The sequence below is a fragment of the Variovorax guangxiensis genome, from assembly GCF_003952165.1.
GTDB classification, from domain to species: Bacteria; Pseudomonadota; Gammaproteobacteria; order Burkholderiales; family Burkholderiaceae_C; genus Variovorax; species Variovorax guangxiensis.
On record NZ_RXFT01000005.1, the window covers coordinates 199,210 to 217,250 of the forward strand.

21 protein-coding genes are annotated in these 18,041 nt (G+C 68.4%); 7 read left to right on the forward strand and 14 right to left on the reverse strand.

Annotated features, from left to right (window positions below; translation table 11 throughout):
* Window positions 1-45: 45 nt before the first annotated feature.
* On the forward strand, window positions 46-285 hold the full coding sequence (gene atpE, locus EJP67_RS13945; protein ID WP_012745530.1) for a F0F1 ATP synthase subunit C: 240 nt from the start codon (window positions 46-48) through the stop codon (window positions 283-285).
* A 28-nt stretch (window positions 286-313) separates the two neighbouring features.
* Here atpE and EJP67_RS13950 read toward each other — a convergent pair whose 3' ends face one another.
* From EJP67_RS13950 to gtdA, 11 genes are all read right to left on the reverse strand, one after another.
* Window positions 314-931, reverse strand: a complete 618-nt coding sequence (locus EJP67_RS13950) for a class I SAM-dependent DNA methyltransferase (protein WP_126022310.1) — start codon at window positions 929-931, stop codon at window positions 314-316.
* Window positions 932-938: 7 nt separating this feature from the next.
* Window positions 939-1,652, reverse strand: a complete 714-nt coding sequence (locus EJP67_RS13955; RefSeq protein WP_126022311.1) for an SDR family oxidoreductase — start codon at window positions 1,650-1,652, stop codon at window positions 939-941.
* Between the two features lie 164 nt (window positions 1,653-1,816).
* The gene (locus EJP67_RS13960; RefSeq protein ID WP_126022312.1) at window positions 1,817-2,425 is read right to left on the reverse strand and encodes a glutathione S-transferase; all 609 of its coding nucleotides are present in this window, start codon (window positions 2,423-2,425) and stop codon (window positions 1,817-1,819) included.
* A gap of 37 nt (window positions 2,426-2,462) precedes the next feature.
* Window positions 2,463-3,362, reverse strand: coding sequence for an acyl-CoA thioesterase (locus tag EJP67_RS13965; protein ID WP_126022313.1), 900 nt, complete (start codon window positions 3,360-3,362; stop codon window positions 2,463-2,465).
* A gap of 111 nt (window positions 3,363-3,473) precedes the next feature.
* A complete protein-coding gene (locus tag EJP67_RS13970) occupies window positions 3,474-4,187 on the reverse strand; it encodes a hypothetical protein (protein WP_126022314.1) in 714 nt (237 codons plus the stop codon).
* A gap of 41 nt (window positions 4,188-4,228) precedes the next feature.
* Window positions 4,229-5,575, reverse strand: a complete 1,347-nt coding sequence (locus EJP67_RS13975; RefSeq protein WP_126022315.1) for an FAD-dependent oxidoreductase — start codon at window positions 5,573-5,575, stop codon at window positions 4,229-4,231.
* A 125-nt stretch (window positions 5,576-5,700) separates the two neighbouring features.
* Entirely contained in the window at window positions 5,701-6,678 is a 978-nt protein-coding gene (locus EJP67_RS13980) for a Bug family tripartite tricarboxylate transporter substrate binding protein (RefSeq protein WP_126022316.1), read from the reverse strand.
* 96 nt (window positions 6,679-6,774) lie between these two features.
* Window positions 6,775-7,752 carry a Bug family tripartite tricarboxylate transporter substrate binding protein gene (locus EJP67_RS13985; protein WP_126022317.1) on the reverse strand — a complete coding sequence of 326 codons (978 nt, stop codon included), beginning with the start codon at window positions 7,750-7,752 and terminating at the stop codon, window positions 6,775-6,777.
* Between the two features lie 57 nt (window positions 7,753-7,809).
* The gene (locus EJP67_RS13990; protein ID WP_126022318.1) at window positions 7,810-9,075 is read right to left on the reverse strand and encodes a 3-hydroxybenzoate 6-monooxygenase; all 1,266 of its coding nucleotides are present in this window, start codon (window positions 9,073-9,075) and stop codon (window positions 7,810-7,812) included.
* Between the two features lie 27 nt (window positions 9,076-9,102).
* Entirely contained in the window at window positions 9,103-9,807 is a 705-nt protein-coding gene (locus tag EJP67_RS13995) for a fumarylacetoacetate hydrolase family protein (protein ID WP_126022319.1), read from the reverse strand.
* Between the two features lie 64 nt (window positions 9,808-9,871).
* The gene (gtdA, locus tag EJP67_RS14000; protein WP_126022320.1) at window positions 9,872-10,933 is read right to left on the reverse strand and encodes a gentisate 1,2-dioxygenase; all 1,062 of its coding nucleotides are present in this window, start codon (window positions 10,931-10,933) and stop codon (window positions 9,872-9,874) included.
* A 122-nt stretch (window positions 10,934-11,055) separates the two neighbouring features.
* Between gtdA and EJP67_RS14005 the strand changes: the two genes are divergently transcribed.
* From EJP67_RS14005 to EJP67_RS14030, 6 genes are all read left to right on the forward strand, one after another.
* The gene (locus tag EJP67_RS14005) at window positions 11,056-11,952 is read left to right on the forward strand and encodes a LysR family transcriptional regulator (RefSeq protein WP_126022321.1); all 897 of its coding nucleotides are present in this window, start codon (window positions 11,056-11,058) and stop codon (window positions 11,950-11,952) included.
* A gap of 106 nt (window positions 11,953-12,058) precedes the next feature.
* The gene (locus EJP67_RS14010; protein ID WP_126022322.1) at window positions 12,059-12,508 is read left to right on the forward strand and encodes an acyl-CoA thioesterase; all 450 of its coding nucleotides are present in this window, start codon (window positions 12,059-12,061) and stop codon (window positions 12,506-12,508) included.
* Between the two features lie 108 nt (window positions 12,509-12,616).
* The gene (locus tag EJP67_RS14015; protein ID WP_126022323.1) at window positions 12,617-13,105 is read left to right on the forward strand and encodes a phasin family protein; all 489 of its coding nucleotides are present in this window, start codon (window positions 12,617-12,619) and stop codon (window positions 13,103-13,105) included.
* 148 nt (window positions 13,106-13,253) lie between these two features.
* Entirely contained in the window at window positions 13,254-13,964 is a 711-nt protein-coding gene (locus EJP67_RS14020; RefSeq protein ID WP_126022324.1) for a TetR/AcrR family transcriptional regulator, read from the forward strand.
* A gap of 3 nt (window positions 13,965-13,967) precedes the next feature.
* Window positions 13,968-14,810, forward strand: coding sequence for a tetratricopeptide repeat protein (locus tag EJP67_RS14025; RefSeq protein WP_184640213.1), 843 nt, complete (start codon window positions 13,968-13,970; stop codon window positions 14,808-14,810).
* 71 nt (window positions 14,811-14,881) lie between these two features.
* Window positions 14,882-15,139, forward strand: a complete 258-nt coding sequence (locus EJP67_RS14030; protein WP_126022325.1) for an acyl-CoA-binding protein — start codon at window positions 14,882-14,884, stop codon at window positions 15,137-15,139.
* Window positions 15,140-15,158: 19 nt separating this feature from the next.
* Here the strand turns inward: EJP67_RS14030 and EJP67_RS14035 are convergent, their stop codons facing one another.
* From EJP67_RS14035 to EJP67_RS14045, 3 genes are all read right to left on the reverse strand, one after another.
* Window positions 15,159-16,073, reverse strand: a complete 915-nt coding sequence (locus tag EJP67_RS14035; RefSeq protein WP_126022326.1) for a DNA/RNA non-specific endonuclease — start codon at window positions 16,071-16,073, stop codon at window positions 15,159-15,161.
* 67 nt (window positions 16,074-16,140) lie between these two features.
* A complete protein-coding gene (locus tag EJP67_RS14040; protein ID WP_126022327.1) occupies window positions 16,141-16,392 on the reverse strand; it encodes a hypothetical protein in 252 nt (83 codons plus the stop codon).
* Window positions 16,389-18,020 carry a S8 family peptidase gene (locus tag EJP67_RS14045; protein WP_126022328.1) on the reverse strand — a complete coding sequence of 544 codons (1,632 nt, stop codon included), beginning with the start codon at window positions 18,018-18,020 and terminating at the stop codon, window positions 16,389-16,391. Before EJP67_RS14045 ends, EJP67_RS14040 begins: the two co-directional genes overlap by 4 nt.
* Between the last annotated feature and the right edge of the window lie 21 nt (window positions 18,021-18,041).

The following is an 18,041-nucleotide window of genomic DNA, read 5'->3' on the forward strand; positions in this document are numbered from 1 at the left end:
AAGCGATCAGTGCCTCGATTCACCAACCAACCAGGAGAAAACACCATGACCGGCTTCAACATCCTTCCCCTCGCAGTGGCCCTGCTGATCGGCGTCGCCGCCCTCGGCTCCTGCCTCGGCATCGGACTGGTCGGGCAGAAGTTCCTGGAGAGCACGGCGCGCCAGCCCGAGCTGGTCGACACGCTTCAGACCAAGTTCTTCCTGGTGGCGGGCGTGACCGACGGGGCGTTCATCATCGCGACCGGCATCGGCCTGTGGTTCGCGACGGCCAATCCCTTCGGCTGAGCGGGAACGAGACGACGCGCTCGCCGGTTCAGGGCTGCTGCGGGCGGCGTGCGAGGAAGTAGACCCACGCCTCGTCGTTGCGGCCGATGCGCTCCATCTCCCAGCAGGGGTGCAGGCCGGCCGCCACGAGCTCCGCGGCGAACCGGTCCTTCTCCCAGCACACCGTGTGGTAGTCGCCGTTCTTCTCGCCTTCGCCGACGCGCATTGACACCAGGAAGACGCCGCCGGGCCGGAGCGCGTCGAAGATCTTGCGCAGCACCGCGGCGATCTGCGCGCGATCGACATGGATCAGCACGCACATCGCGAGGACGGCGTCGTAGGGCCCGCCCAGCGCATCGGTCACGACGTCGAGCAGCTCGCCCTTCTTGCCTCGCTGCGCCTGCAGATCGAGAAATGCCTGCGCCGCGTCGGTGCGCCGGACCACGCCGCCCAGGGACTCGACGAAGTCGGCGTCGCGCCCCGGACCGGAACCGACCTCGAGCACGCTGCCGCCCGCGGGCACGTACTCCATCATCCGCCGCATCGAATCCGCGATTTCGGGCTGCAGCGGATGCCCGGCCACGATCGCGTTGTACTCGCGGGCATGCGTGTCGTAGGACTGGACTGTGCGGCGCGAATTCTCCAGCGCCTGCGCCGGGGTCTTCATGCAGGCCTCACACCGACCGCGTGATGCCACCATCCACGCGCAGGTTCTGTCCGGTGATGTAGCCCGCGCCTTCCGACGCGAGGAAGCCGATGACGGCTGCGATCTCGCTGCTCTTGCCGTAGCGGCCCATCGGAATGCGCGAGCGGAACTCGGCCTTCTCGGGCAGGCTGTCGATGAAGCCGGGCAGCACGTTGTTCATGCGCACGTTCTTCGCCGCGTAGGTGTCGGCGAAGAGCTTGGTGAAGGCCGCGAGCCCGGCACGGAACACGCCCGACGTGGGGAACACCGGATCGGGCTCGAAGGCCGCGAAGGTGGAGATGTTGATGATGGCGCCACCGCCTTGCTGCACCATCAGCGGCGCGACCAGCCGCGCCGGACGCACCGCGCTCAGCAGGTACACGTCCATGCCGCGGTGCCAGTCTTCGTCGGTGATGTCGAGGATGGGCGCGCGCGGACCGTGGCCGGCGCTGTTGACCAGCACGTCGACACGGCCCCACTGGGCCACCACCTTGTCGACGAGGCGTTTCAGGTCGTCGTTCGACTGGTTCGAGCCCGTCACGCCGATGCCGCCGAGTTCCGCCGCGAGCGCCTCCCCCTTGCCCGACGACGAGAGGATGGCCACGCGGAAGCCGTCCTCCGCGAGCTTGCGTGCCGCGGCGGCACCCATGCCGCTGCCGCCGGCGGTGACGATGGCTACTTTTTTCTGGTCTTCAGAAGACATTCGGGATTCCTTGGTTCATGCGAGAGCTCGCATTTAGCCAAGGATTCGGATCTCCTGCCAAGTGGAGACTTGCGGCCATGTCCGGGGTGCATGCGCAGGCCGCCGGGTACTCCCCTGCGCGAATGTCCGCCGTCGGCGTGATCGCACGCCGAACGAAAAAAGACTCAGGCAGTGGGCAGGGTCGCCTGCATGGAAGCCCGCTGGTTGAAAGCCTTGAACCACTTCGCGCTGTTAGGTGCTTCGGCGCGCCAGTCCACCGAGGGAAAGCGGAAGTCCATGTAGCCCAGCGCGCAACCGAAGGCGATGGTGCCGATGTCCACGCGGTCGCCGAAGGACGGCGCGGCGGTTTCCAGCCATTCGAGGCCGGTGCGCACCTTGGCGAGCTGGCCGTCGGTCCAGTCGGACCAGCGCAGTTCCTCGGGGCGCAGCACGTTCTCGTAGCGCGCGAGCAGCGCGGCTCCGGTCATGCCGTCGGCCAGCGCCAGTTCGGTGAGGCGGGCCCAGCGCTCCTTGCCGCCGGACGGGAAGAGCTTGCCCGACTGCATGGCATCGAGGTACTCGCAGATCACGCGGCTGTCGAACAGCACCTGGCCATCGTCGGTGATGAAGGTGGGCACCTGGCCCAGCGGGTTCTTCGGGATGATGGTGGCGTCGCGCTTCACCGGGCCGGCCGCGCTGGGCAGCTTCTCGATGCGGTCGGCAACGCCGAGCTCGTGCGCCACGACCATGCACTTGCGCACGAAGGGGGAAGCGGGGGAGAAGAAGATTTTCATGGTGGAGGCCTTGTTTCAGCTGAATCGCCAGAACGCACTATGCGCGAGCCGCCGGCTTTCTGATGCGCAGCATGCCTTCCTGCGCAGCCGAGGCCACGAGCCGCCCATCGCGCGCGTAGAGGCTGCCACGGCACAGGCCGCGCGCGCCGCCCGCGCTGGGCGAATCGAGCACGTACAGCAGCCAGTCGTCCATGCGGAAGTCGCGGTGGAACCACATCGCGTGGTCGAGGCTGGCGGGGCGCACCTGCCCGCTCATGAAGCTCAGGCCGTGCGGCAGCATCGCGGCGCGCAGCAGACCGTGGTCGGAGGCGTAGGCCAGCAGCGCGCGGTGCACCATCGGGTCGTCGGGCAGCGGCGCGATGGCGCGCATCCAGATCGCGCTCTGCGCCGAGGTCGGACGCACCTGCGGCGCGATCAGGTCCTCGGGGTCGACGCGGCGGTACTCGATGCCGTGCGGCTGGATCGCCTTGGTGCGCCAGGGCTCGGGCAGGCGGTCGCCGAGTGCGATGCGCTGGTCGAGCTCGCTGATGAGCCCGTCGGGGCCATCCACCTCGGGCATGTCGAACTGGTGCTCGACGCCTTCGTCCACGGTCTGGAAGGAGGCCGACATCTCGAAGATGATGCGCTCCTGCTGGCGCGCCACCACGTGGCGGGTGGTGAAGCTGCGGCCGTCGCGCACGCGGTCGACGCTGTACTCGATGGGCGCATGCTCGCCCGGCAGCAGGAAGTAGGCGTGCATCGAATGCACCGGGCGCTCGGCCCCCACCGTGAGGCTCGCAGCCATCAGCGACTGGCCCAGCACCTGGCCGCCGAACACGGCCGGCGTGCCGATGTCCTCGCTCTGGGCACGGAAGCGGTCGCCGCCCAGGGGCTCGAGCTGCATGAGCGCGACGAGTTCGTTGACGAGGCGGGAGGCGGTGGCGGGATCGGTGGTCATCGGAGGGGAAAAGCGGTCGGAAAGCGACCCTCGACCATAGCAAAGCCCGCGCCCGCCGGCTGTCGCGGGCCTGTCAGCAGGCCTCCTCTTCTCCCTCTTCTCCCTCTTCTTCTACTTGTAGAAGCACATGCCCATGAAGCCCGCACGGCAGCTGTAGTCCGTACCGCCCTGCACGACGCGCACCGGCACGCCGCCCAGCAGCATCGAGCCGTCGTCGGCATACACCAGCGGCGAGGGCGCGGCCTTGCTGAAAGGAGCGCTGAGCGTTTCCTGCTCGACGTAGTTCAGGTACTGGCGCCTGGAGAAATCGACCTTGTCGCCCGACTTCAGCGGCACCGCCTCGTAGCGCTTGCCGTAGACGGTGCCGAAGTAGCGCAGCGCGGGGCCCGTACGGTCGCCGTACTTCACCTCGGTCTTCGCGAAACCGGTCTGGATGAGGAAGGTGCGGTCCTCGGGTGTCAGGTCGGCGTCGAAGGCCAGCAGCACGTACTGGCCCTCGAAGCTCTGGTTGCGCGCCACCCTGAACTCGCCGAGCAGCGCGGGTGTGACCTTGGTGCGCCCGTCCCAGCGCAGCAGCGCAGCCACGGAGGGATCGCCGTCGAACACGTAGTGGTAGTTCTCGCCGACGATGGCGACCTTGCGGCCATCCTTGGCTGCCAGGAAGCTCAGCAGCCGGTCCTTGCCGTGGACGGGTTCGCCTTCGGGGGTACTGGCGCAGCCGGCCAGCGAGAGGCCGATGGCGGCGCAGGTCAGCGCCAGGAGGGTGCGACGCGCGGGTGTCGACAGCGAAGGGAAGTGCACGTTGGGTCCGGGGTTCGAGTTCATCAAGCCCCGGACTCTAGCGCCATCCCGCACGCCGCGGGCCTTCAGCGGTCGAGGTCGACGCCGTCGGCGGCCAGCTTCTTCTGCAGCGCGGGGATGTCCACCGCGGCGAACGCCCCGCCGCCCAGCGACGCCGCCGCCGTGCCCGCCGCCTGCCCCATGACGAAGCAGCCGCCGCTGGCGCGCGCGGCCGACTGGCCCTCGTGCGTCATCGACGCGCAGCGGCCTGCCACCAGCAGGTTGTCGAGCGTCTGCGGCACCAGCATGCGCCAGGGCAGGTGGTTGTAGGCATTGTCCTCGTCGCGCGGGAAGGCCCATTCGATGCGGCCGTCGGCATGCATCTCCATCGGCCAGGCGTTCAGGCCGATGTTGTCGTCGAACTTCGCCGAGCCCAGGATGTCCTCGCGCCCGAGCGCGTAGAGCCCCTGGATGCGCCGCGTCTCGCGGATGCCGACCTGCGGCGCGATCTCCACGATGGCCGACTGGGCGAAGCCCGGCACCTCGGCCTTCAGGAACCTGAAGTACTCGGTGATCTGGCGGCGGCCCTCGAGCTCGCCCTCGGTCAGCTCGCGCGCGTCGACGCCGTTCATCGCGCGGCCCTGCGAGTTGCGGATCTGCGTGACGTTGGCGCGCCACTCGCGCGGGTCCTTGTTGGGCCGCAGGATCGCACCCTCGCGCGGGAACCTGTAGACGCCCGGCTTCTGCTGCTCGGCGCGCGCCATGAAGTCGTTGATGGCCTTGAACTCGCCCACCGCCTCCAGCGCAGCCGGCGCGTCCACCTGGCCGATGCGGAACATGGTGGTCGGAAAGAGCCCGCTGCCGTGGCCGTCGCCCACCTCGAAGGGCACGCCCGCGAAGGCGGCCACGTCCGCGTCGCCGCTGGCGTCGATGAAGGCGTTGGCGCGGATCGCCTGGCGGCCCGACTTGGTCTCGACCACCAGCGCCGCTATGCGCTTGCCGTCGAGCACCACGGCTGCGGCCAGCGCATGGAACAGCAGCTTCACGCCCGCGTCGCCCAGCAGTTGGTCGGCGGCCAGCTTGTAGGCCGAGGTGTCGTACGAGCGCACGCAGATGCGCCCGCCCATGCCGTTCTGCGGCTGGTTCATGCCGTTGAGCGCGGCGATGCGCCCGATGAGCTCGTCGACCACACCGCGCACCAGCTGCGTCATCTCGCCCTTGCGCTTGCCGTACAGGCCCGCGAAGTTGGTGACGCCGCCGGCCGTGCCCATGCCGCCGAGAAAGCCGTAGCGTTCCACCAGCAGCGTGTTCGCACCGTGGCGCGCGGCGCTCACGGCGGCCGCGATGCCGGCGGGGCCGCCGCCGACCACCACCACGTCGTACTCGCCGAACACCGGCAGCGCGCGCGCCGGTTCATGCAATGTGGAAGTCATTCAAATAGGTCCATGGATGTCTGTTCGGGAAACACCACGGATCCGGCTTTGCCGGTCTGTCGGTGTTGCCCCCTGCAAGGGGGAAGGCGCGCGCGACACGAAGTGCGCGCAGCCTTGGGGGGTGGTTATTGCAACTTGATGCCGCGGGCCGAGATGATCTTGGTCATGATCGCGGCCTCTTCATTGACGCGCGTGCGCATGCCGTCCGGCGAGGTGCCCACGGCCTGCCAGCCCTGCTCGAAGAGCTTGCGGCGCACGTCGGGGTTCTTCATCACGGTCTCGAGTTCGCGGCTGATGCGCGCCTGCGCCACCTTCGACAGGTTGGACGGGCCCAGCAGCGCCACCCAAACCTCGAGGTTGAAATCCTTCACGCCGGCCTCGGCGAGCGGCGGGATCTCGGGCACCAGCGCGCTGCGCCCACCGGTCAGGCCGATGGCCTTGAGCTTGCCGGCCTTGATCTGCGGCATGGCCACGCCCGGCGGGATCAGGCCCATCTGCACCTGGTCGCCCAGCATCGCGGTGATGACCTGCGGGTTGCCCTGGTAGGGCACGTGCTCGGGCTTGAAGCCGGGCACGCGGGTCTTGAGCAGTTCCATGCCCAGGTGGCCGACGGAGCCGATGCCCACCGAGCCGTAGTTCCACTTGTCGCCGGCCTTGCGGCCTTCGTCGAAGAAGGCCGCGCCCGAGGGCAGGTTGTTCTGCGCCACCAGCACCAGCGGCGCGGTCGCGATCAGCGAGAGGTACGTGAAGTCCTTGACCGGGTCGTAGGGCAGCTTGGGGTACAGCATCTTCGACGACGTGAGATTGCCGTTGATGACGATGCCCAGCGTGTGGTCGTCGGTGGCCTTGGCCACCTGGTCGGCCGCGATGTTGCCCGAGGCGCCGGCCTTGTTGTCGACCACGATCGGCTGGCCCAGCGCCTTCGACAGCGGCTCGGCGATGGTGCGCGCGGCGATGTCGGGCGTGGAGCCGCCCGGGAAGCCCACGAGCAGGCGGATCGGCTTGGTCGGCCAGGCGGCGTTGTCTGCGTTGGCGCTCAGGGGCAGCATGGCGGCGGCGGCCAGGCCGCAGGCGATCAGAAGGGCTCTCTTGGTGGCGTGCATGGAGAAAAAGTGTGAAAAAGTCGTCAAAAAACCAAAGAGGGCCAGCTTAACTGCCGAGCAAGACACCGGGCAAGGCCGGGGCCTGGCGCGCCCTCGCTATTCGAGGCTGATGTTGCCCCTGCGCACCAGCTCGCCGTACACCTTCGACTTGGCCTCGGCATTGCGCTCGATTTCCTCGGGCGACCAGGCCAGCGGCTCGAAGGCGAAGGTGTCGAAGCGGGCACGGATCTCGGGATCGGCGATGACCTTGGCCACGTCGGCATTGATCTTCGCCTTGATGGCCGCCGGCACGCCCTTGGGCGCGAGCAGCGACACGAATGAATTGACCTCCAGCGAGGCCGGGCCGCCCGCCTCGGCCATGGTGGGCACCTCGGGCATCTGCGGGATTCGCCTGGCCGCCGCGACTGCGATGTAGCGCAGCTTGCCGGCCTTGTAGATGCCCTGGCTCGACGGGATGCTCGCGAAGGCCCACGGCACCTCGCCGGTGCCCACGTTCGAGTAGAGCTGCGACACCTCGCGATAAGGCGCGTGGCGCATGCGGATGCCGGTGAGCGCCTCCAGCTGCTGCGCACCCAGGTGGCCCGGGCTGCCCACGCCCCACGAGCCGTAGACGATGCCGTCGGGGTTGGCCTTGGCGGCGGCGATCAGGTCGCTCATGTTCTTCCATTTCGAGTCGGTGCCCACCGCCACGAAGAAGGGCGTGCGGAAGAGCGATGCCACCGGATCGAAATGCTGCAGCGTCACGAAGTTGCGCGACTTGTACAGGTGCGGCAGCGCGGCGACGTGCTCGCTGTCGAGCTGCAGCAGCGTGTAGCCGTCGGGCGCGGCGCGGCGGGCCTGGTCGATGGCGATGAAGCCGCCGCCGCCGGGCCGGTTGTCGATGACCACGCGCTGGTTCCACAGGCGCGATAGCTTGTCGGAGACGAGGCGCAGCACCGCGTCGGGGCCGCTGCCGGCGGCGAAGGGCGTGACCAGGGTCACGGGCTTGCTCGGGTAGTCGCCGGACTGGGCCAGCACGCCTGAAGCGGCCGTGAAGGCGAGGACGCCTGCGAGCAGGGCGCGCGAAAAATTCATGTCTTTGTCTCCTGGGCCTTCGGCCTCGATGGTTATGAATGATGAAAGAAACGGACCTCAGAGCGGCGAAAGCACGGCGGCGCCCTCGGCCCGGATCACGGGCGAAGGCCGCAGCGCCTCGGGCGCATCGTCCAGGCAGCGCTCGGGCCGCCAGGCGTAGAGCCATTCGACCGCATCGTAGAAGCGTTCGGGCGTGCGGCCCGGCCACAGGCTGTTGCGCACCAGGCGCTCAACGCCCTTGGCGTGATAGAGCCGCCCCATCTCGCGCACCGACAGCACCACGCGCGCGGTGCGGGCTACGCGCGCCGCCTCGTAGAGCTTGAAGGCGGCAGGCATGTCGAAGCCGCAGGCCTTCACTGCCTCGCCGAGCGTCACGGCGTCTTCCAGCGCCATGCACGCGCCCTGCGCGAGGTACTGCATCATGGGATGCGCGGCGTCGCCCAGCAGCGTGGCGGCGCCTTCGCTCCAGCGCTCGACCGGGTCGCGGTCGGCGGTGCTCCAGCGGCGCCACGAGGTCGGACGGTCGAGCAGCTGGCGCGGGCGCGCGTGCACGCCCTCGAAGTACGAGAGCACTTCTTCCTTGCTGCCGTCGGTCACGCCCCACTCTTCCTTCTCGCGGCTGTGGAAGGTGACGACCAGGTTGTATTGCTCGCCATGGCGCAGCGGATAGTGCACCAGGTGGCAGTTGGGGCCGGCCCAGACCACGGGCGCGTTCCAGCGCAGGTCGGCGGGCATGTCGGCCGCCGGCACCACGGCGCGGTAGACCACGTGGCCCGAGACGCGCGGCGCGTCGCCGATGAGCCTGCCGCGCACCACCGACTTCACGCCGTCGCAGCCGACGATGGCGTCGGCCTTGAAGCTGCGGCCGTCGCGGGTGACGGCGGTGACTCCCTGGCCGCCCAGGTCGATGGACTCGACCTGCGCCGAGGTGTGGAAGCGGATCAGCGGATGCTGCTTCACCGCCTCGTGGATCGCGCCATGCAGGTCGGCGCGGTGGCTCACCGCATAAGGATTTTTGAAGCGCGCGCGGAAGGCTTCGCCGACCGGCACCGAGGCCACTTCGCCGCAGTCGACGGCGTCCATCATCACCAGCCGGTCGGTGAACACCGAGCCCCGGCGCACCGCCTCGCCCACGCCCAGCGCGTCGAGCGCCGCGAAGGCATTGGGCCCGAGCTGCAGGCCGGCGCCGATCTCGCCGATGGTGGCGCTCTGCTCGAGCAGGTCGATGGAAACACCCAGCCGCGCGAGCGCCAGCGCGGCGGCCATGCCGCCGATGCCGCCGCCGACCAGCAGCACTGTGGGAGGGTTCTTCGAAAGGGTCATGGCGCGGCCTGTGCGGTCGGAAAAAACTTACTCGATGTGCACCGTCAACGACGGCAGTCGCTCGATGCTCACCTTGATGGTCTGGCCCGGCTTCACCGCGCCCACGCCCTCGGGCGTGCCGGTGAAGATCAGGTCGCCGGGCTGCAGCGTGAAGAGCGTCGAGAGGTTGGCGATGACTTCGTTCACCGACCAGATCAGGTGCGTGATGTCGCTCTTCTGGCGCACTTCGCCGTCCACTTCGAGCACGATGGCGCCGGCATTGATCTCGCCCACGTCGGCCAGGGTGCGCAGCGGCGCGATGGGCGCGGAGAAGTCGAAGGCCTTGCCGATCTCCCAGGGGCGGCCCTGCTCGCGCATCTTCATCTGCAGGTCGCGGCGGGTCATGTCCAGGCCCACGGCGTAGCTGTGGATGTGGCTGGCGGCCTGCTCGACCGGAATGTTGGCGCCGCCCTTGCCGATGGCGACCACCAGCTCGGCCTCGTAGTGGTAGTTGCTGGTGAGCGGCGGGTAGGGAATCGAGACGCCCTTGCCGTCGGCCACCGGCACCACCGAGGCGTCGTCGTTGGGCTTGCAGAAGAAGAAAGGCGGCTCGCGGTCGGGGTCGAAGCCCATCTCGCGCGCATGGGCGGCGTAGTTGCGGCCCACGCAGTAGACGCGGCGCACGGGAAACTGCTGGTCGGAACCCACGATGGGCAGGCCGACGATGGAAGGAGGCGTGAAGGCGAAGGACATGGGAGGCTCCTGCCGCTCGGGGCGGCACTTGGTCAGACGGAAAACGGGACGATCGCCTGTGGCTTCAGGCGTCTTCGAGAAAGGCTTCGCGCAGGATGCCCATGGCCTGCTGCACGGGGCGGTCGGAAAAGCTGAAGAGCACGGCGTCTTCGGCCGGCGACGACAGCTTCAGCGTCGCCCACGAGGGCACCACGAAGGTGTCGCGCGGGCCGAACACGAAGCGCTGGCCGGCGATCTCGGCCGTGCCGTGGCCCTCGACCACGCTGTAGACGGCGCCGTCGGTCGCGCGATGCGCCTTGCCCGCGAAGCCCTTTGGCAGCAGCTGCAGGTTGGTGGCGATGGTCGGCATCGGCGAGCCGCCCGTCAGCGGGTTGATGTAGCGCAGCTTGTGGCCCATCCAGGCATCGGGCGCTTCCTGCTTCTGCAGCTGGGCCAGCGCCTCGCGGCTGCGCGCATAGGGGTAGTTGAAGATCGGCGAGGTGGCCGAGGCGTGGTCGTGGCGCACCGGCACCATGTTGTGGCCGAAGCGCGCGAGGCTGTTGCCTTCGGGGCGCGAGACGTGCTGCACCTTGGAGTCGTCGTTCTCGGCGAAGCCGGCGTCGAAGAAGCGCAGCATCGGGATGTCGAGGCCGTCCAGCCACACCACCGGCTCCACGCTGCCGCCGATGCCTTCGTTGCCATGGTCGTGCCAGGCCCACGAGGGCGTGATGATGAAGTCGCCCGGGTACATGGTGGTGCGCTCGCCGCCCACCGTGGTGTAGGCCCCCTTGCCGTCGACGATGAAGCGCAGCGCCGACTGCACATGGCGGTGCGAGGGCGCGACCTCGCCCGGCATGATGAGCTGCAGCCCGGCGTAGAGCGACTGCGTGATCGACGAATTGCCGGGCAGCGCCGGGTTCTCCAGCACCAGCACGCGGCGCACGGCCTCCTCGGCGGTGATGAGGTCGGCCGACTCCATCAGCAGCGGGCGGATCTCGTCGTAGCGCCACAGGGCGGGCACGCACGGCGTCTGCGGCTCGCGCGGCACCAGCGCGTGCAGCGACTCCCACAGCGGCGTGAGATGCAGCGGGCGGATGCGGTCGTAGTAGTCGCGGCGCTCGGCCGCATTCGAGGGGGCGGGTTTCATGGGGCGGTTGTCTCCGTTGGCGGCATTGTTGGCCCGCACCACTATTTCCTCAAGACCGGCAGCCAATACACGGAATTCGAAATTTCGATAATGGTGCCTTTCGCCGTAAGCAGGAGGCCCGCATGTCGAAGCTCGATCTCGAATGGCTCGCCGTATTCGACGAGGTCTACAAGACCGGCAACGTCTCGAAGGCGGCCGAGCGGCTGGGCATGGCGCAGGCCGCCGCCAGCACCGCGCTGAACAAGCTGCGCGCGCACTTCGACGACCGCCTGTTCACCCGCACCGCGCAGGGCATGCAGCCCACGCCGCACGCCGAGCGCATCTACCCGAACCTGCGCGAGGCGCTGGCGCAGATCGCGCAGGCGCAAGGCAACCGCAGCAGCTTCGACCCCGCGCAGGCGCAGCGGCGCTTCCGCATCTGCATGACCGACATCAGCGAGGTGGTGCTGCTGCCGGGCCTGCTCGACCACCTGCGGCATGCGGCGCCGGGGGTGCACATCGAGACGGAGATCATCTCCACGATCAGCGGCCGCCGGCTGCAGGACGGCGAGGTCGACCTCGCCGTGGGCTTCATGCCGCAGCTGGACGCGGGCTTCTACCAGCAGACGCTCTTCATGCAGAACTTCGTCTGCCTGGCGGCGAGGAACCACCCGCGCATCGGCACGAAGCTCACGCGCAGGCGCTTCGAGGCGGAGGCGCACGCGGTGGTGTCGACCTCGGGCACGGGGCACGCCATCGTCGACACCACGCTCGCGCGGCTGGGGCTGAAGCGCAACGTGGTGGTGCGGCTGTCGAGCTTCCTGAGCGTGGCGCGCATCGTGGCGCAGACCGAGCTGCTGGTGGTGGTGCCGCGCATCCTCGGCAAGGTGCTGGCCACGCAGGAGCCGGTGAAGCTGCTGGAGCCGCCCTTCGCGCTGTCGGACTACGCGGTGAAGCAGCACTGGCACGAGCGCTTCCATGCCGACCCGGGCAATGCCTGGCTGAGGCGCACGCTGGCGCAGCTGTTCAGCGGCAGCTGAGCGTGCGCGCCGGGACGACCGGCGGCGTCCGCAAGCGGGCGCCCGCTCGCATAATCGCGGCTCCCCACTCCATAGTCACAGCCACATTCACCAAAGGCGGCCTCCCATGTCCTCGATCACCCTGCGTTTTCTCGCCGAGCCCAGCACCGTCAACTTCGGCGGCAAGGTCCACGGCGGCACCGTCATGAAGTGGATCGACGAGGCAGGCTACGCCTGCGCGACGAGCTGGGCCAAGCGCTACTGCGTCACCGCCTTCATCGGCAGCATCCGCTTCCACCGGCCGATCATGATCGGCGACCTCGTCGAGGTGGAGGCCCGCCTCGCCTACACCGGCAATACCAGCATGAACATCTCGGTCGAGGTGCGCAGCGGCGACATGAAGGGCGGCTCGATGGAGAAGACCACCGAATGCCTGATCGTGTTCGTCTCGGTCGATTCGCACGGCCGTCCGCTGCCCGTCGTACCCTACGTGCCCGGCACCCCCGGCGAAATGGCGCTGGCCGAGCGCGCCAAGGCCCACCTGGACGCGAGCCGCGCGGCCGGCACCTCGGCCTGAGCCTCTGCCGGGGAGCTTCACCCCATAGACGCGAAGCTCTAATGAAGAGGCCGCCGGGCGGCTAGAGTCAGGCGATTGTTTGCAGGCAAAGGAAAAGGAACGAATCGCATGGCTACCCAGGACGACGACAGCAACGGCAAGGCCGCCGACCGCATCAAGGACTCCGCCCAGCAGATCTGGCTTGCCGGCCTCGGTGCCTTCGCCAAGATGCAGCAGGAAGGCAGCAAGGCCTTCGAGGCGCTGGTGCGCGACGGCGCCGGCATGCAGAAGAAGACCCAGCAGGCCGCCGAGGAGACCCTGGCCCAGGCACAGCAGCGCATGGCGGGCTTCGCCAGCGAGTTCGGCACCAAGGCCGCAGGCCAGTGGGGCAAGCTGGAGAACATCTTCGAGGAGCGCGTGGCGCGCGCGATGGAGAAGCTGGGCGCGCCCAGCGCCGCCGACATGGCCGCGCTGCAGGCGCGCGTCGAGGCGCTCGAAGCCCAACTGAAGAAGGCGCAGCAGGGCACCGCTACCGCCACCGCCGCGCGCAAGACCGCGGCCCGCAAGGCGGCCGCGCCCGCCGCCAAGAAAACCTTGCGCCGCAGCAAGGCCGGCTGACCCCGCGCAGGCCGCCGCGCCGGGCGGCCGCGATTGCGGCACTGCACAAGAAAGCCGGTGCGGCAAAACATGGCCCGTGCCTTCATGGTGCGGTGCACATACGCTAGAGTGTCCCCAAGAGAGACGAACGAGACATCGGGGGCACGACATGGCAAAGAAGGCGCCACGCCGCACCGCGCAACGCATCCTCGAAGCCGCATTGGACCTGTTCAACCGCTTCGGGGAGCCGAACGTCTCGACCACGCTGGTGGCGAGCGAGCTCAACATCAGCCCGGGCAATCTCTACTACCACTACCCGGCCAAGGAAGAGCTGATCAACAAGCTCTACGAGGCCTACGAAGCCGAGCTCGACGAGCTGCTGCACGCCAGCGAGGGCGTGCACGACGTGGAGGACGCCTGGTTCTTCATGCACAGCCTGTTCGAGTTGATCTGGCGCTACCGCTTTCTCTACCGCGACCTCAACGACCTGCTCAGCAAGAACCGCAGGCTGGAGACCCAGTTCCAGCTGGTGCTGAAGAACAAGGCGCGCGCCATCCGCCAGCTCATCGCCGGCCTGAGCCGCGCCGGCCACCTGGAGATCGACGTGCACGAGGTCGACACGCTCGCGCAGAGCATGGTGGTGGTGCTGACCTACTGGCTGAGCTACGAATACGTGCGCAACCCGCGCGAGGCACTGGAACCCGAACATGCGCAAGGCGCGCTGATGCGCGGCGGCCTCCATGCATTGCACCTGCTCGCGCCCTACCTCGGGCCCGAACAGCGGCGCCACCTGCTGGCGCTCGGCAATGCCTACAACGGCGAAGACTCCGGCAACAACGGGACCGGCGCCTCGGCTTCTCCTGTCGATATGGCGGTCTAGAACATGCCCCACCACGATTTCAAACCGCTTTCGCTGATGTCCGCCGGCGCCCCCGGCACCAATGCCGGCACCGAACCCTGGACTCCCCTGCCCTGGGCCGACTCTCCCCGCTACGACGCGCGCAGCGTTCTGCCTCACTGGGCGCGCCTGCATGCCGGCCACGAACTGCCGGTGCCCGCCGAGGGCTCGGCGCTCGCCGAGGGCTGGGCGCTGTATCACAGCGGCGAGTTCGAGCGCGCCGCGGCCATCGGGCTGCTGCAGGGCGCCGAGGGAATGGCGCTGGCCAATCAGGCGACCGCGATCTACGCCAACTACCTGGAGCCGCGCGAATCGGTGCGGCTCGCGATGTTCCGCCAGGTCATCGAACGCGCCGGCGCGCAGGCCGACTCCGAGCCCGACAACTGCCAGGCGCTCTACTGGCAGTCATATGCGCTGGGCCGCTACAGCCAGGGCATCAGCGTGGCGCGCGCGCTGGCGCAGGGCCTGGGCAGCAAGCTCAAGGGCGCGCTGGAGCGGGTGATCGAGCTGCAGCCCCGACACGCGGACGCGCACCTCGCACTGGCCTCGTTCCACGCCGAAGTGATCGACAAGGTCGGCGCGCTGGTCGGGCGCATGACCTACGGCGTGCGCTCCGAAACCTCGCTGGAGCTGTTCGAGCGCGGGCTCGAACTGCATCCCCATTCGGCCGCCGGAATGATGGAATACGCCCGCGCGCAGCTGATGCTCCACGGCGAATCGCGCATGGGCGAGGCGACGCGGCTGTACGAAAAGGCGGCGGCGCTGAAGCCCGCGGATGCGCGGGAGCGGCTGGACGTGGAACTGGCAAGGGCCGGGCTGCGGGACTGAACCGCGTCGGTACGGTCGTGTACCGCAGGATTTAAGATGCGGGCTTTCCGCTTTATATCCCCCTGACCGACATGTCCGACCTCAACGCCCTGTTCGAAGCCGCCCAGGCCAATTCCAAGCTGCTCGCCGAGCGCCCCGACAACCCGACGCTGCTGAAGATCTACGCCCTGTTCAAGCAGGCCACCGAGGGCGACAACACCGCCAAGAAGCCCAGCTTCAGCGACATCGTCGCCCGTGCCAAGTGGGACGCGTGGACGGCCCAGAAGGGCCTGGGCGCCGACGAAGCCAAGCAGAAGTACATCGACCTGATCGAATCGCTGCGCGGCTGAACGCCGACTCGCGGCCCGCTCAGCCCGGCAGCTTCGTATCGGCGAAGCGCCGGATGGGCTGCACGAAGGCGAGGTCCGCGCCGTCGAGCACGTCGCGGCCTTCCAGGCTTTCGAAGCGCAGCCCGGTTTCGGCCTCGATGAAGGCCAGCGGGCGCTGCGAGGTGCCGAAGTCTTCCAGGTCGCGGGCCACGCCCGAATCCAGGTAAGTGCCCTGGCTCATCAGGTAGGCGATGGCGCTGAGTTCGCCGGTCGCTTCGCTGATGAAGGCGACCACCTTCCAGAAGTCGCGCGGAATGCGGATGCCGAATCTCTCCGGGTCGTCCTGCCGCAGGATCGGGCCGGTGAAGACGCTGATTCGCTTGTCGTCGCCCTGGGCGTTGCCGAGGACGTAGTCCTCCAGGTCGCCCCAGAGCCCGTCGTTGAAGGGCTGCCACTGGGGGCAGGCGTTGGTGGCGAAGAAGGTGTCGATGTTGGCCCTCTGCGCCGTCGCCAGCGGGCCCCAGTTCGGGTCCTGCCTGCGCGTCATGTGCCCGCGAGAGAACTTGCCTTCCTGCCCGGGGCCGTAGGCCTCGCGCAGCATCTGGTATTCCTTTTTGATGCGGCCGTCGTAGTTCCAGGTGTCGTGGCGCGGGACGTTCTTCGACTTCGAGCCATCGATGTTGCAGGCAGAGTAGAGCGGCACGCGCCGCGAGATGCACTGCACCGTGCTGAAGTGCTGGTACTTGAGCTCGAAGGAGCCGTCCTCGAGCGTGGCGATGTCGTCCGTGGAAATGGATTCGCCGATGGCCGGCAGTTCCACGTGCCAGTCATCCCCCAGGAAGCCAGGTGCATAGCCTTTGCGGCCCTTGAAGAACTCCGGCGGCTTCGGCGTCGCGGCGACGCGCTGGATGCCGGCCCACGAACTGCTCACGACCTGGATGTCTGCGTCGGACATGGAAAGCCTCCTCCTGAAAAAAACCGGGGCCGAAAACGGCCCCGTTGGATGCGTGCACGCTGCGCGGCTACTTCGCGAGCTTGGCCCGTGCGTTTTTCAGATTGAAGACAGGCTTGCGGATTTCCGCGAAGGTGGGCTGGGAGACGGCCCATTCGGGGTTCTGCTCGAGGGCGGCGAGCTGCTCCTCGTCGACCTGGGCTTCCATCAGGGTGCTGGTCTTGGCCGTCAGCACCACGCCCGGCACGCAGCGGCGCAGCCGTGCTTCCGCCGACAATTTCTTGCGGGGACTGCCTGTGTAGGTCAACACGATGCTGGTCACTTCAGAACTCCAAAACCTTCGTACTCGGCCTGCCAACCCACCTTTTTCGCTGCCTTGGACAGCATCCTGACGATGGCGTCGGCCTTTTCAGGGCCTCCCGGCATGTTAAGCAGCTTGTTATCCCCTGACAACAAACGGGCCGCCATTCCCGAGGAGTACGGCGTGGCCATCGAAGTTCCGGACATCATGGCGTACCTGTCGCCCGGAAAAGCCGACAGCACCGCCACGCCGGGGCCGATGAAATCGGTGGAAAGCCCGTAGTTCGAGAACTCGGCGACGAATTCCTTGCGGCGGCGAATCTCGCTTTCCTGGAAGCTCTCGGGGCAGTCCGCCGGAAAGGTCCCGTCGCGCCCCAGCGCGCCCACCGCCAGGGTGTGGCTGTAGCGGGCGGGGTAGCGCAGGAGCGACTGGCCGTCGTTGCCGGTGGCGGCGAACACCACCACGCCCGCGTTGCGCGCCTTCTCGAGGATGTCGGGCATCTCCGGCATCGGCTCCAGGCTGCCCATGCTGATGTTGACGATATGGCAGCCGTCGGCGATCGCCCGGTCGAGCGCGCTCGCGATGTCGGTCGACTTGGCGCGCCCGCGCTCGCCGCTCTTCGGACAGACGCGGTAGGCCATCAGCCGGCAGGCGGGCGCGAGGCCGTAGATGCCGGTGTCCGCCGCCATCCGGCCCGCGATGATGCCGGCGACATGGGTGCCGTGCCCGATGCCGTTGTCCAGGAAATCCGCCGGGTTCTCGCCGGTGACGAAGCAGCCTCCGCCCGCCACCGCGATGCCGGCGTGCGGCCCGACGCCGCTGTCGATCACGCCCACCGTCACGCCCTCGCCCGCCTGCGCATCGTAGGGCGCGTAGTTCGCCAGCAGCTGAAAACTGTCGGGCGACAGCGGCGCGGCCAGCACGTTCAGGCGCTTGGGCGCATCGACCCGCTCGAAGCCCTTCACGAACACCGACCAGTGCGTGTGCTCCGGCTCGACCAGGATCATTTCCACGCGCCGGTAGAGCACCGGAATCCCCAGGCTCGCGATGCCGTCGCCGTCGGTCACGGCCGGCACGTGCGCGCCGTCCCAGTCCACCAGCGCCTTCATCCGCACGCCCGCCACCGGCTTGCCCTGCGCGTCGGCAAAACGCACTTCGAAGCGCTTGACCTTGGTGCCCGCGGCGACCTGGATCGCGCTCGCCTCCAGTTCGTCGCCCAGCGGGCGGATGTATTGCAAATAGGCCCACGCCGCCGGCGCGATCCGCAACCCCGGCGTGTTGCGGCGCATGGCCAGCAGGGCCGACGAATTGGCGCGCATCACCGACACGCCCTCGACCTGCTTGAGCAGCTTCATCCTCGGCGCGCCGCGGCCGCGCACGCCCTCGCCTATCGCATCCGCCGCGTTGCCGAGGTTGATCGCGCTCAGCGTCGCCAGCTCCGCGCCACCGGCCTCCGCCGTGCGGGGCGGCCAGACGATCACGTCGTCGGAGAACTTCGGCTCCAGCGCCATGCGGCGCAGGCGAAGCTCCTGCAGCAGGCGCTCCAGCTTCTTTTCATCCGATTCCGAAAGCTCGCTCTTCATGGACGGAAGATTGCCGTTGTTGTCGCGCCTGTGGACTTTCCGTCGCTCGTTCGCTGCTGCAGCCATGGACTCTCTCTCCTTTGCCGC